Below are 13,485 nucleotides of genomic sequence, written 5' to 3'. Positions count from 1 at the left end.
GGGAGATGTCCGAGTAAGCAAATGTTTTTATCATCATAAAATACATAGAGCCAGCCGGCACCTCCCTATCCTCGTAGGTTTGCTTGTGCAATGGACAGGCAGGTCTCCTGGCTCATGGTCAATGCTCGCTGCGCCTTCCCATACATTTGTACAGTGGCATTTACAGCTTGCTCCCATTTACAGTGGCGGGACCGCGTTGGATTTTCACCAACTTCCCTATTAAGTCTTGTGATAAAAAGACACCTGTTCATTTGATATGTAATTTTCCGCTAAATCCCATTATACACGATTCCAAAAATTGCTCCAAAAAAATTTCTTTTTCGACTTATTGGAAGCTCTTTTCTCAAACTTTGTTGCTATTGACTACAGAATAGGATTAAATGACCATTTTTCTTCATAAAGATTTTAGCCTATTGTGAGAAAAGAGCTTGAACACTTAATAACGACCTACAAACTGAGTATTTGTTACGTTAAAATCGGTTTTAGGATTTTAACAACATTCTTTCCGAAAACAGATTTATTGAGCAAGCAAGCTCCACTCTTTAGCTTTTTTATCGAAGATAATCCTGCCATCCGGATTGCTGGTGCTGGCTTCTTTATATTCATCATGCATATCATCCATGTTGGCAAAATCACCGATGATCCAGATTGGGATTTCAATTCTGTTACGGCTTTGTTGGATGTTTTTCAGCGAAAATACGGCCCCTTCTTTTAGGGCTGGCGTCAATGATTTCAGGATTTCCTTGCTGACAGAAGGATAGGATTTCTTTTTCCGGATCCCGAGCAGTGTTTTTTCCGGCTTCATTTCCCCTAGTTTGCCTGACAGGACAAGGCCAAGCATTCGGAAAAAATCATTGAGATTGCGGTAATAGGTTTTATTGAACCAGCCATCTTCAGTGGAGAGGAACACAAAACGGTTATTAAGCTGATTATAAAAAGGCAGTTTCAAATGATGCTTGATATGCCCGAGATAAAGAAGCTCAGCAATCTCTTGGGCCGACAGCACATTCAATGCTTCCACTTCCTCAAAATCGATCCAGCAAAAATCCCCGTATGCATGGACATTGGCTCCAACTAATTTTTCGACGCTGTCTTCAGATACATACTCAAATAAAGTATGTCTGTTGAACTCACCATCCTCATAGCGATGCTTCAACAGCAGCAGATGGTTGAGTGAATCAGACAATGACCTTGCGAATTCATGGAATTCGACCCCATGCGAGAGCACATACTGGTCCCGTTCGTTCATATGGACATATAGTAAATCCCTGCTATAAGGATGGTTCTTTTTCAAAGACAAAACCTCCTGGAAAAATTCTCAGCTGCAAATGACCAGCGGCTCCGTACAAATAACACTTCTTCCATTCTAACAAAAATGACAGAAAATATCTTATCCTGACACTTCAAAAACATAATTATTATCGACTTTTTCCGCAAAAAGAATCCAACCTGGACCAGAAACTAACACGTCTATTAAATCGTCTAATAGTTACAGGAATATGTTACCTTGGCAGGGATTGTAAGAATCATCCTTTTACGCTAGCATAAAATGGTAAGACTGCTGAGCAGTGAGCAGGAAAGCTAACTGAAAGCGAAAAAATTCACCGGACTAAGGAATGGGACAGGGTGTAGCAAATGGAGAAATCGATTAAAAAATTCGACAGATTTGATTGGACATTGACGCTCCTCTTATTGCTGTTTTTTCTTACTAGCTGCATTGCTATATACAGCGCACAGAAAACGGGGCAGTATGTCGGTCAAAACTTTTTATACAAACAAATATTCTGGTATGTCGTCGGATCCGGGATCATCACAGTTGTGATGATGTTCGACAGTGAACAATACCGCAAACTTTCATGGTATTTGTATGGTTTCGGAGTGTTCCTGCTCGTCTTCCTGTTTTTCGCACCTGCCAGTATCGCCGAAGAACGGAACGGGGCCAAAAGCTGGTTCTTCATCGAGCCATTCGGTTCAATTCAGCCCTCAGAGTTCATGAAGGTCTTCTTGATTCTTGCCCTTAGCAGCACGATTTATGCTCATCATAAAAAACATGCGACAAAGACTCTTCAAACAGACTTCCTTCTTTTCATCAAGCTTGGCTTCATTACAGCCCTGCCACTTGGAATGATCATGCTCCAGCCTGACTTGGGAACCTCTCTCGTCGTGCTGGCCATATTCACCGGGATCATCCTTGTTTCAGGGATCACCTGGAAAATCATTCTGCCTCTTTATGGGGGCGGAGCTGCATTTGGTGCTGGCATTCTATATCTCGTGATCTGGAAACCTGAGATTCTTAAGAAGTACCTTGGAGTAAAAACGTATCAGTTCGGGCGGATATATGCGTGGCTTGACCCTGAGAGCTACCCGGAGTATGGATACCATTTATTAAAGTCACTCAGTGCGATTGGCTCCGGCATGCTAACCGGAAAGGGCATCAATGGGAGTGAAGTCTATATCCCGGAAAGCCATACAGATTTCATTTTCAGCGTCATTGGCGAGGAATTCGGCTTTGTGGGCGGCAGTTTTGTCATAAGCCTATACTTCCTGCTAATCTACCATTTAACAAAAACGGCACTGGATACAAACGACCCTTTCAATACCTACATCAGTGCGGGAGTCATCAGCATGGTCACCTTCCATGTTTTCCAGAATATCGGGATGACGATCCAGCTGCTGCCGATTACCGGCATCCCACTGCCATTCATCAGTTATGGCGGAAGCTCGCTTATGGGAAATATGCTCGCGATGGGGCTGATTTATGGCATCCGATTCCATCATAAAACCTATATGTTCGCCTCGAGAGACAGGAGTTTTGATATATGAAGCTAGTAAGCCATTACCGTGAGAATGAAGTTTTGAGAAAAAGTTTTATCCAGCTTGCCGCCGACATTTTCGGCCTTGATTTCACGAGATGGCATGAGCTAGGGTATTGGGGAGATAGGTACATCCCGTTTTCCTATGCAGACGGCGACCAGATTGTGGCCAATGTATCGGTCAACGAGCTTGATTGGGTGATCGATGGAAAAAGCCATAAAGCCCTGCAAATCGGCACCGTCATGACCCATCCGCAGTATCGGAACAAAGGCCTGTCAGCCGGTCTGATGAATCATGTTCTGGGTGAATACGAAGGAAAGTATGACTTTATGTACTTGTTCGCCAATGACAGCGTGCTGGATTTTTACCCGAAATTCGGATTTGAACAAGTTGAGGAACATCAATACTCAACGAAGGCTTTAATCGGAACAAATCCGCTGCAATTAAGGAAATTAAGGATTCCTGAAGATCTTGAGATGATTGAAAAAATCATCTATACCAGAGTTCCAGTTTCCAATGCTTTTGCAACTGCCAATGCCAACGGGATTACGATGTACCATATTCTTCATGTATTTACCGACCACCTGTATTACCATCCTGAATTAGGCGCTATTATTATTTTCACGAAAGAAAACCGGATGGTCCAACTGTATGATGTAATCAGCACCGCACCTGTAAATATGAAAGACATTATTGCATGCTTTGGGGACACAGTTACAATCCACTTCCACTATACACCTGATTACAGTGATCTCCCATATCAACACGATCCTTTTAAAAGAGATGGAGCTTTTTTTGTAAGAAAGAGAACCGGACTGGATTTTCCTCCGTTCATTATGCACCCAGTCACATCGGAGGCATAAATAGAAAAAAGGCTGAGAGTCAGCTTTTTTTCTTCGCCTTTTTCGCCTTTATTTTGCGGATAGACATTGTAAAAAAGTAGATAATGAACATCCCCATGATCACCAGGCCTGTTTTATTCAGGTCAAATAGCTTCAGGACTGCTCCTGCCAGCGTGACTAGATAAAGGATCCCAAGCATCGCGTTCATTTCTTTGTTTTCAAAATAGGACGTCATCCTTGCGCCGAACTGGGAGCCGACCAGTGCCCCAGCTATCAGCATAAGACCAATGAAGTAATTGATATCCGTATTGACTGCGTAGGAAATGAACCCTACTGAGACAATGAGCAGCACCGCAAACAGACTCGTTCCGACTGCCTTTTTCGGATTGAAGCCGAGCGATGTAATGATCAACGGAACGATGATGAACCCGCCGCCCACTCCGAGCGTGGCCGAGACAAAGCCGCCGAGAAAGCCAACACCCATCAGCTTTGGCAGCGAAAAATCGGCAGGTGCAGACAGATCCTCATCTTTTTTCCTGCCCTGACGAATCATTTTGATCGCAAAATAAGCAAGCAGCACAATATAGAGAAACGGAATGACAACATCATCCCAGCCCCGGGCTTCCATGGCATATACCAGGGGGCGGGCCAGCTGTGTCGCAGCAATTCCGCTCAGTCCCATGATCAGTCCCTCTTTCCAGAGGATATTTTTCATACGAATATGCGCGGTAATCCCAGAAATCGATGTGCCCACCGTGAAAAATAAACTGGTCGTAATTGCCTCAAGCGGAGAAAAGCCTAACAACAGTAAAATCGGCGTCAGGATAAAGCCGCCTCCCAACCCAAAAAATCCAGAAAGGACACTGATTAAGCCCCCCAGCAGTAAATACAGTATATATTCCATATACAACATCCCTTTTACAGACTAATTCTTTCTTAGGATACCATTAATAGTTGGCTCTAGCAGAATTAATAATGGTATACTTCTAATTAGGCTCAAATGGCCGCTACTATAAAAAACTCAAAGGAGATACTGTTTCATGTCTGAATGGATCCACGCGATTGAAGAATGGCTGCTTGAATTTGGTTCATGGGGATTATTCTTCGTGTCTTTCCTGGAATCTTCCTTTTTCCCGATTCCACCCGATGTTTTGATGATCCCAATGGGTATTGCCAATCCCGACAAAGCACTCTGGTATGCCTTCATCACAACAGCAGGTTCTGTACTCGGTGCCCTGCTCGGCTGGTATATCGGTAAAAAAGTCGGCCGTCCAATCCTGCGATATTTTATAAAAGAAGAGAAAATTGTCCTTGTCGAACGCTATTTTGAAAAATACGGTGCAATGGCCATCCTGATTGCCGGCTTTACACCTATCCCATACAAAGTCTTCACGATTTTTTCCGGAATCTCCAACGTAAGGATTCCTACACTTATTATCTGGTCGATCATCGGCCGCGGCCTGCGCTTCTTCCTGGAAGCAGCCATCATCGTCGCATTGGGTGATAAGGCGATGCCATTCATCGAGGAAAACTTCGCCTTGCTGACAATCGTCCTTGGTGTCGTCGTTATTGCCGGTTATTTGGTTTATATGTATTTGAAGAGATCAAAGAAAGCATAGTATAAAAGAAACGGGCCCAGCGCCCGTTTTTTTTGTTCCCGTGCCGCATACTGACAAACTGCACTAACCCGGCTGCCCTCTAAGATAACCCTCATTCTAGCACTTCACACCCATACCCTACCTAAAGCCTCTCTTCATCAATCGCTCAACAATAGTATTGCTAGAATCTATAGAATCAACACACCCCTTTGTTTATGACAGCAACAAATGGGTAGATTAAAGTATGCTTGCTAGCTAACTAGGACCTTTTTACAAGTTATAGCTGCAACTTTTCTTGGTCTTATCCTAGCATTTCGCAGTGCACCTTGTAGGTCCAATGAAAATAAGGAGTGAGAAGTTTGAACAATAATTTTTATAATGGCTGGGACAGCATTCTTGGCAAACTGCCAAATGTGCTGATTGCACTTGCAGTCCTGCTTGTGGGATGGCTTGTTGCAAAATTGATTGAAAAAGCAGTTTACAAGGGGCTGCAGAAAACAAGCCTTGATAACAAGCTTTTTTCAAATGTAAATAATAAGAAGTACTCAGCCGAGAAAATCATCAGTAAGATTGTCTATATTTTAATTCTAGTATTTGTCTTCATCATGTTCCTGAATATCTTAGATTTATATGTGTTGACGGAGCCGCTGGTCGGAATGTTCTCAACGATTGCGGCAGCGATTCCTAACATTCTGAAAGCAGGATTGATCCTGTTATTTGCCTGGCTGATTGCTTCAGGGCTGAAGTTCCTGATCCAAAAAGGCGGCAAGACGCTTGGTGTCCATGAAAAACTAAGTAAGTACAAGCTTACCGAGGACAACCAGCAGACAACAAACGCGGTAGACACAGTTGCGAATATAGTATTCTATCTTGTATTGCTGATGGCTTTGCCAGCAGTATTGTCCGCACTGAACCTGCGTGGCGTTTCTGAGCCATTCGAAAACATGATTGCAGGAATGCTTTCCTTCATCCCTAAATTATTCGGGGCTGCACTGATTCTTTTAGTCGGCTACTTTGTCGCTAAAATTGTCCGTGATATCCTGACGAACTTCTTGCAAAGCATTGGCACAGAAAAACTAGTCCAGCGTTTTGGACTGTCCCGTTTATTCGAAGGCACGAGTCTTTCACGTGTGATCGGTACGATTGCTTTCGTATTGATTTTGATTCCAACAGTCATCGCTGCGCTTGAACGCCTTGATGTCGAAGGAATTTCTGAGCCGGCCATTGCGATGCTGAATGACATCCTGACGATGATCCCGAATATCGTCGTTGCCATCATCCTTGTCATGATTGGATTATGGCTGGGCAAATGGCTGAAGAAATTCACAGCTGATTTGTTAAGAAGAATCGGTTTCGACTCTTATTTTAAAGGCATGGGTTTAGGCAACGCGGCAAATCGTCCTAACTCATTAAGCTTATCCGAAATTGTCGGCTATATCGTCCAGGTCATTGTTGTCCTATTGTTTGTAGCTGAAGCATTGAATGTCGTAAAGCTTGATTTCTTCGTCGACCTTGCACGTGGCGTAATCGCGTATCTTCCACATGTCATTGCCGCGATTGTCATCCTTGGTGTCGGCCTATGGCTCGGCGGCCAAGCGAAGAAAGTACTCAGCAGTATCCTGCAGGGAGACTCTTCAAACGTGCTGGCAACTGTCGCAAAATATGCGATCATCACCATCGCTGTTTTCATGGCACTTGACCAGCTTGGAGTCGCACCTGCCATCGTGAACGCAGCCTTCATCCTGACACTTGGAGGATTGGCGCTAGCATTCGGATTGGCATTTGGTCTTGGCGGTAAAAACTTCGCTTCGAAATACCTGACCAAATTTGACGAGAAAATCGAAAAAACCAGCATTGATCAGGAAGCGGTTCAGCAGCAGAAAATGAAAAAGAACAATCCGGTCAACCCGAACCCTGCTACACCGCCGAACTTAAACAATCTGAACCAGAGTCCTGGCACACCACCGAACTTGAATAACCCGAACCATCCAAACTCTGGCACAAACCTGAACAATCCGAACCAGAACAGAAACAATAACCCTATGGATCCGAATAACGACGACAATCCGTTGAATCCGTAATAAAACAAAACACAGCTGCCCATCACGGCAGCTGTGTTTTTTATGTATTAGCTGAAATTATCAATGAAGAAAACGACAAGAAACACAATGAAGGCATAAAAACTAAGATGCAGCAGCACAGTAGTGAAAAATTCCTTCAGTTTGTCGAATGAAAAAGGTTCACTCTTCCTAGTCCTTGCTCTCATAGCCAGCCTGTCCCCCTCTAGTAAAACTATCCATTAAGCCCATTTTTTTCTTTTCAATAATCATAGCATAATCTAGTGATTTTGTGCCCCTCTATTTTCATTGCGGAGCCTGCTATCATAGAAAAAACCCTCTAAAAAGAGGGTCCTCTCTGTCCGTATGTCTCGAATTTCTTTGACAGGCGCGCCATTTCTTCATCAGAAAGCTCTGTAGGCTCACCAATCGCTTTCGCCTGGTAATAAATCTGTGCGCTGAACTCAATCTCCTCAGCCACCGTAAAAGCTGTTTCGATATTATGGGCACCGGCAATCATACCGTGATTGGCCAACAGCACGGCTCTTCTTTCCACCATGCTTTCAAAAGCCTTTTCAGCCAGCTCCTTCGTTCCAAATGTTGCATAAGGAGCACACCTTACATTCGGACCGGCGAACGCCACCAAATACGTGATCGGCGGAATGTCCCATCCAAGGGTAGCAATCGTTTTTGCATATGGTGAGTGGGTGTGGACAAGCGCATTCAAATCATCGCGGCGCTGGTAAAAAATCAAATGCATATCCAGCTCGCTTGACGGCTTTTTGCTGCCATCGATGATTTCGCCATCCAAGTTAATGATTACCACGTCTTCAGGTTTCGTATCGAAATAGTCAATCCCGCTTGGACTGATGGCAACCAGCTGCTTTTCCCGATTGAAAAGGCTGATGTTTCCACCTGTCCCTTTCGTCAGGCCGCTTGATATGATTTTCTTGCCGTATTCTACGACTTTCATCCGTTCTTCCAGAAGCAACATGTGATGCGCCTCTCTTTCTCTAAAAATCAGATAGGGAACGTCCTATTATCGCATATTATGGCGTGAAGCTGCATTCTTTAATCCTTGTAAAAACTGCTCTCCCGTTTTGTAGTCAGCAGAATTCAAGATGAACTGCTTTGCGGCTGACAGGCAGATTCTCTCCGCCGTAACACGCTGCTTTTCGTCAGCAATCGTCGTCAAATCCTTAACCTTCGCCAGGCCGGCAATACGTCGGATCATCTCCATGCCGGCTACCGAAGCCGTATCCTGAAGGACAGAATCCAGGTACCAGCGGTCGAAGCCCTGCTCCTTCGCCATGATTTCAGTAACATTTTCCTGCCAGCTTGCCAGGAATTTTTCCGCAAAAAGGTCCACCGTATCTTTAACCGTTTCCTCAAGCCAAGAAACATATTTTTCATCAGCATTTGTTACATGAGCCCTCGACCACGCAAAGATCAGGTTAGCAACTACGTTTCCAACGTCATAGCCCATTGGCCCGTAAAACGCGAATTCTGGGTCGATCACTTTTGTAGAATCTTCTTTTACAAAAACAGATCCTGAATGCAGATCACCATGCACAAGCGCCTGGGCATTGGTCATGAATGCGAATTTCAGCTTCGCAGCTTCAAAACGCAATTTGTCATCGCTGTATATATTCTCTTCTATCCATTCCTTATTGGCAGGGAACAGATCATTCCGATTGTTATGGTCTGTAAAAGGTTCAGAGTATACGAGGTCCTCTGAAATTTCGCACAATTCAGGGTTGATGTAATCCTGGACCAAAGCCTTCTTCGCTTTATGCTCCATGACCACATCAGAAGTCAACAGGAGCGTATTGACCATGAAAGTCGTCAGGTCATCCGCAAGCTTCGGAAAAATGTGCCCTTCATTAAGGGCAGTTCGCAGAATCGTATGATCAGACAAGTCCTCCATCACACAGCAGTTCATTACTTCATCAAACAGGTATACATCAGGGACCAAACCCAGTGCCAGCTCACCCTCAAGCTTCAGAACATTGGACTCAATCCTGATTCTATTAGTAGAAAGCTTAAAATCATCGGAAATTCTCGCCGTATCACCCGCCTGTTTCACAATCAGCGATTTGCCAGACTTTCCATCAATGACACGGAAAACATAATTCAAGTTGCCATCCCCAATTTCCGTACAGCTCAAATCAGCATCTCTATCAAAAAAATCGGTCTTTTCCTTTACATATGAAATGACCTCATCCGCCTTCATCAAAAAATACGTCTTAAAATCAGCCACGCCGTCCTACCCCTTTCCCGAAAAACAATTATGGAAATCTTTTAAAAATTATTATAGCTTAATAATGTATTTCGATGCACTAAAAAAAACTTCCAACAAGAAAAGCTAAGGCAACTGCTTAACTCCGACAAGCATATTATAAAAGAAGAAGGCTCATCGCCTTCTCCCATTTTTTCAATGTACGCTGTTACTCGCATGGCAGCAGGATCGTAAAGGTGGTGCCTTTCCCTTCTTCGCTTTCGACATTGATTCTTCCTCTCATTCTCTGGACGATATCAAAGGAAATCATCATGCCGAGGCCTGTCCCTTTTTCCTTAGTGGAATAATAAGGGTGCCCGAGTCTGTCGAGCTGTTCTTTATTCATACCGACACCCTCATCCCGGAACTGGATTCTTACATTGTCCCTGTCCACCTTGGCGATGATGTAGATACTTCCGCCTGTGGGCATGGCTTCAATGCCATTTTTCAGGATATTGATGAAAACCTGCCTGATTTCATGGGCATCGCCTTTGATGCAAAGATCCTTGTCAATGGCTTCCACCAATTCTGTATTGGCGAGATGCGAATAGGACCTCATGAAATCAATCGTTTCTTTTAAGAGTTCGCTTAGATTTATTTTTGCCATGCTGCCAGTATTCGGTTTGGCTAATGATAGGAAATTATCAATGATTGTCTGGGTTCGATCCAGTTCCTGAAGAGAAATCGAGATGAAGAGATTCTGGTTGTCATTCAGATTCCTTTCTCCCTGAAGGACCTGCATGAAGCCTCTGATCGTGGTCATGGGATTGCGGATTTCATGGGCAACCGATGCTGCAAGCTGACTGATTGCTGAAAACTTCTCAGCCTTGTGAAGTTCATGCATCATTTTCCGTTGTAGGTTGGTCATTTCAATAATATAAATGGTGACAGACAGCGCAATAAAAGAGACCAGTGAAAATACAAGCAAGTACAGATAGTCCCCCGCATCACCAGCGTTGATCATAGCCGCAAGCCGGGTTACTGTGATCAGCCCATAAACAAAAAGGCCGAGGGCGATTTTTCTGTTAACAGTTGTCTGTTTATATACCTTTTCAATCGAAAAAAACAAGATTAATATAATGAGATAATTGACGGACGTGACGGCCATTTTGTCAAATTCAACAAATCCCTGCAATAACAATAGGACCGCTACAAGCAAAAAGCTATCAGTCCTGCTTAAATAAAAGAAGGCAATGAAGACAGGAATCAGCTTCAAATCGAATTCCATGCCGCCATGAAATCTTACAGGCAGCGCCATGGTCATCAACAAGGCGGCCAAAATCGCCATCTTAAAGACTTGCTTCTTATACACCGAACGCTTTTGCATCCAGAGAAAGTTATACATGAAACCGAGTGATAATATAATTGAAAAATGCAGAATCAGATCTTTTACAAACTCTATCATTGTATCCCCCGGAAATCTCCATTTTATGAATTTATACCTATATGGTTATTATCTACTCCTCGAAGGGATTCTTCAATGGAAAATTCAGATTTTTCGAGAAAAACTAAATGATTTTGTCAGTTAATCCATGTTCATGTCGCATTTTCTGGGCCATTGCGCGGGCTGAGGCTGGGAATGGAACCTGTCACACTTGGACGTGCAAAAAACAAACTTTAAAAACTTTTTTACAGTAGCTGTAAAACATATGCTATAATAAAAACAACCATTGCTTTACCGCATTAAACCCCACTCTAATGAGCGGGGTTTTTTTATGTTTATTTTTACAGATATAAAAAAACAAGCTCTGATCACTCAGAGCTTGTTTGTATGGGCTAAATCGTTATTATAGTTTTGTAACGTTAGCTGCTTGTGGTCCACGAGCGCCTTGCTCAACGTCGAAAGAAACTTCTTGGCCTTCTTCAAGAGTCTTGAAGCCTTCGCCTTGGATAGCTGAGAAGTGTACGAATACGTCTTCTCCACCTTCACGTTCGATGAATCCGAAACCTTTTTCTGCGTTAAACCATTTTACTTTACCGTTTTCCATTTTTGTTGCCTCCTAGTGTGATATCCACACAATTTGTTACTATTCTTGTCTCAGTGATATCCAGGCGAATCAAGCAGTGCATGTTCTTTCCTTGCATACCGAACAAAAATAATTCTTCCTAAGAATAACAGAATTGATAGGATAGTGCAAGCTTTAAGGAATTTACCAAAAATAGGTTTTATAAATAAAGTTCCTAAAGACCATAATGGAATAACAATAGTTAGCCAGAAACTGTGGTATAATGGAGAGAACATGAAAGGGCGTGGGTAATTGAAAAGCGCAAGCAACCTTTACAAAATAGGTCAAAGTGTCAATATCAAAGAAACCGGTGAAACAGTGACCATTATGAAATCCCAATACGTGAAGAACATGAAAAGATATTCATACACTGTAAAAGAGTATCCGAGTACCTTTTATTTTGAGGAAGAACTTACAAAGATCTAGAAGCTGGGCTTCCTGGCTTTTTTATTTTTTCCGCTCAGCCTCAAACTGTCATCTCCTACCAGAGCGTGCTTCGTATAGCACGCTCTTTTCTATTCCCCTTCTTGATCATTCATTACCTTTTTCCTACAAAACCCAATTTTTTAAAGATTAAACTCTATCCAAACTACTTATTTAGCGTCCCGAAATTTGTCTATAAAATAGGCATCTTACTCTATTAATTGTTTTTATAATATTCCGTAAAATAGAGTTGAATCTAGTTTAATAGGAGGAATGACAATGACTTTGAAAAAGAAGGTTCTATCTGTTTCTTTATCAAGCATGATGGCTCTTGGTGCGGTGACGGCGGTGGCGTTGCCTGCTGGCGCGGTTGGAAATGGCCCGAGTGCCGGAAATGGATCCGTACAAACATCGATTCTGCATACATATGACAGCTTAGTAGATTACTTAAAGACTCAAGATGCCAAACAAGAGGCCATGGAGCTAGAAGTGATTGGCCAGACTGTCAAAGGCCGCGATATCCACATGGCAAAATATATTTCCAACCCGAAAAACCCAACAATCTTGTTCCTTACTCAGCAGCATGGCAACGAGCAGCTGACCACGGAAGGTGCGCTTGAATTCATCAAACACTTAGGTACTGGTAAAACAAGCGGAGTCCTCGACAATGTGAACATCCTTGTGATTCCGATGCTGAACGCGGACGGAGCGATGGGCGATGTCGACTTCTCACTTGAGGATTACCATGCAGATGGCGACCGCCACCTTACCCGCTATAACGCAAACTATGTTGACCTGAATCGTGAACACGCAAAAGAAACAAGCGATATGGAACCAGAAGCACGCGCGCTTCATGAAAATGTTTTTGAGAAATATGATATCGATTACATGATCGACCTTCATCACCAGGGCACACTCAGTGAAACAGAAGGTGAACTTGTTTCTGGGTCGATCCTTTATCCTACCAACGAAAAGGTGAAGCCAGAGGTGCTTGAAGGTTCCAAGAAGCTTGGTGCAGTCGTTTATAATGCACTCGAAGATACCGGCTGGGGCCACATTGGGAGGTACGCCGGCGGTACAGGCGAAAACATTGGCCGTAACGGAGCGGCTGTTCGCTATGACATCTCGACTCTACTATTCGAAATGCGCGGCATGTCCGACCACTATATCGAATCTTATGCACTTGGTCAAAAAAGCAATGGCTACCTGATCAAGCAGACCATCACCACATTGGATGCCACCGTCAGAGCCATTGCAAATGACTCAATTGAAACTATGGACACAAGCTTCTGGGATACCCTGCCTGAACAGAAAAGCAGGCAGAGCGAAGAAGCGGACGAATAAGTTTTATGCAGTGACCATACGAAATTAGCCTGCCGGTCGAGATCGGCAGGCTTTTTCGCCTTAAAATGTTCACTGGATATTTGGCATTTTTTACATCAGAATATAACCTGAAAGGATGTGGAC

At 43.4% G+C, this 13,485-nt stretch carries 12 protein-coding genes and 1 riboswitch; of the genes, 5 read left to right on the top strand and 7 right to left on the bottom strand.

The genetic code is table 11. The features are described 5' to 3' along the window. Positions 1-79: 79 nt before the first annotated feature. Positions 80-262, bottom strand: a riboswitch (cobalamin riboswitch). Positions 263-517: 255 nt separating this feature from the next. Further along, positions 518-1,294, bottom strand: a complete 777-nt coding sequence (locus LGO15_RS01140; RefSeq protein WP_226086379.1) for a hypothetical protein — start codon at positions 1,292-1,294, stop codon at positions 518-520. Between the two features lie 341 nt (positions 1,295-1,635). Between LGO15_RS01140 and LGO15_RS01135 the strand changes: the two genes are divergently transcribed. Beyond that, positions 1,636-2,823, top strand: a complete 1,188-nt coding sequence (locus LGO15_RS01135) for an FtsW/RodA/SpoVE family cell cycle protein (RefSeq protein WP_167834276.1) — start codon at positions 1,636-1,638, stop codon at positions 2,821-2,823. Next, positions 2,820-3,677 (top strand): GNAT family N-acetyltransferase, encoded by an 858-nt coding sequence (locus LGO15_RS01130; RefSeq protein ID WP_226086378.1) that lies wholly within the window; start codon positions 2,820-2,822, stop codon positions 3,675-3,677. The genes LGO15_RS01135 and LGO15_RS01130 overlap by 4 nt, the downstream gene beginning before the upstream one ends. A gap of 19 nt (positions 3,678-3,696) precedes the next feature. Here the strand turns inward: LGO15_RS01130 and LGO15_RS01125 are convergent, their stop codons facing one another. Next, a complete protein-coding gene (locus LGO15_RS01125; RefSeq protein ID WP_226086377.1) occupies positions 3,697-4,560 on the bottom strand; it encodes a sulfite exporter TauE/SafE family protein in 864 nt (287 codons plus the stop codon). Positions 4,561-4,696: 136 nt separating this feature from the next. On the opposite strand from LGO15_RS01125, the gene LGO15_RS01120 reads away from it, so the two are divergent. Both LGO15_RS01120 and LGO15_RS01115 read left to right on the top strand, forming a co-directional pair. Beyond that, positions 4,697-5,275, top strand: a complete 579-nt coding sequence (locus LGO15_RS01120; RefSeq protein WP_167834279.1) for a YqaA family protein — start codon at positions 4,697-4,699, stop codon at positions 5,273-5,275. Positions 5,276-5,613: 338 nt separating this feature from the next. Continuing rightward, on the top strand, positions 5,614-7,335 hold the full coding sequence (locus tag LGO15_RS01115) for a mechanosensitive ion channel (RefSeq protein ID WP_226086376.1): 1,722 nt from the start codon (positions 5,614-5,616) through the stop codon (positions 7,333-7,335). 47 nt (positions 7,336-7,382) lie between these two features. Here LGO15_RS01115 and LGO15_RS01110 read toward each other — a convergent pair whose 3' ends face one another. The 5 genes from LGO15_RS01110 to LGO15_RS01090 all read right to left on the bottom strand — a co-directional run bounded on the left by LGO15_RS01110 (position 7,383) and on the right by LGO15_RS01090 (position 11,577). Beyond that, a complete protein-coding gene (locus tag LGO15_RS01110) occupies positions 7,383-7,520 on the bottom strand; it encodes a hypothetical protein (protein ID WP_167834281.1) in 138 nt (45 codons plus the stop codon). A 131-nt stretch (positions 7,521-7,651) separates the two neighbouring features. Then, on the bottom strand, positions 7,652-8,305 hold the full coding sequence (locus tag LGO15_RS01105) for an L-fuculose-phosphate aldolase (RefSeq protein ID WP_226086375.1): 654 nt from the start codon (positions 8,303-8,305) through the stop codon (positions 7,652-7,654). A gap of 45 nt (positions 8,306-8,350) precedes the next feature. Beyond that, entirely contained in the window at positions 8,351-9,571 is a 1,221-nt protein-coding gene (mtnK, locus tag LGO15_RS01100) for an S-methyl-5-thioribose kinase (protein ID WP_226086374.1), read from the bottom strand. A 187-nt stretch (positions 9,572-9,758) separates the two neighbouring features. After that, complete coding sequence (locus LGO15_RS01095) at positions 9,759-10,994, bottom strand: ATP-binding protein (protein WP_226086373.1); 1,236 nt, start codon at positions 10,992-10,994, stop codon at positions 9,759-9,761. A 382-nt stretch (positions 10,995-11,376) separates the two neighbouring features. Then, positions 11,377-11,577, bottom strand: a complete 201-nt coding sequence (locus LGO15_RS01090) for a cold-shock protein (protein WP_023626356.1) — start codon at positions 11,575-11,577, stop codon at positions 11,377-11,379. 720 nt (positions 11,578-12,297) lie between these two features. Here LGO15_RS01090 and LGO15_RS01085 point away from each other — a divergent pair. Next, positions 12,298-13,362, top strand: a complete 1,065-nt coding sequence (locus LGO15_RS01085; protein ID WP_226086372.1) for a M14 family zinc carboxypeptidase — start codon at positions 12,298-12,300, stop codon at positions 13,360-13,362. The last annotated feature ends 123 nt before the right edge of the window (positions 13,363-13,485 follow it).

The sequence above is a fragment of the Mesobacillus sp. S13 genome (genome assembly GCF_020422885.1).
GTDB lineage: Bacteria > Bacillota > Bacilli > Bacillales > Cytobacillaceae > Mesobacillus > Mesobacillus selenatarsenatis_A.
This window is presented reverse-complemented; position numbering and strand designations above follow the sequence as displayed.

Bases quoted from the DNA above. Each gene is read 5' to 3' on its own strand.
- LGO15_RS01125 (WP_226086377.1), bottom strand. From the start codon at position 4,560: ATGGAATATATACTGTATTTACTGCTGGGGGGCTTAATCAGTGTCCTT.
- LGO15_RS01095 (WP_226086373.1), bottom strand. From the start codon at position 10,994: ATGATAGAGTTTGTAAAAGATCTGATTCTGCATTTTTCAATTATATTA.
- LGO15_RS01090 (WP_023626356.1), bottom strand. From the start codon at position 11,577: ATGGAAAACGGTAAAGTAAAATGGTTTAACGCAGAAAAAGGTTTCGGA.
- LGO15_RS01135 (WP_167834276.1), top strand. From the start codon at position 1,636: ATGGAGAAATCGATTAAAAAATTCGACAGATTTGATTGGACATTGACG.
- LGO15_RS01120 (WP_167834279.1), top strand. From the start codon at position 4,697: ATGTCTGAATGGATCCACGCGATTGAAGAATGGCTGCTTGAATTTGGT.
- LGO15_RS01085 (WP_226086372.1), top strand. From the start codon at position 12,298: ATGACTTTGAAAAAGAAGGTTCTATCTGTTTCTTTATCAAGCATGATG.
- LGO15_RS01130 (WP_226086378.1), top strand. From the start codon at position 2,820: ATGAAGCTAGTAAGCCATTACCGTGAGAATGAAGTTTTGAGAAAAAGT.
- LGO15_RS01110 (WP_167834281.1), bottom strand. From the start codon at position 7,520: ATGAGAGCAAGGACTAGGAAGAGTGAACCTTTTTCATTCGACAAACTG.
- LGO15_RS01105 (WP_226086375.1), bottom strand. From the start codon at position 8,305: ATGTTGCTTCTGGAAGAACGGATGAAAGTCGTAGAATACGGCAAGAAA.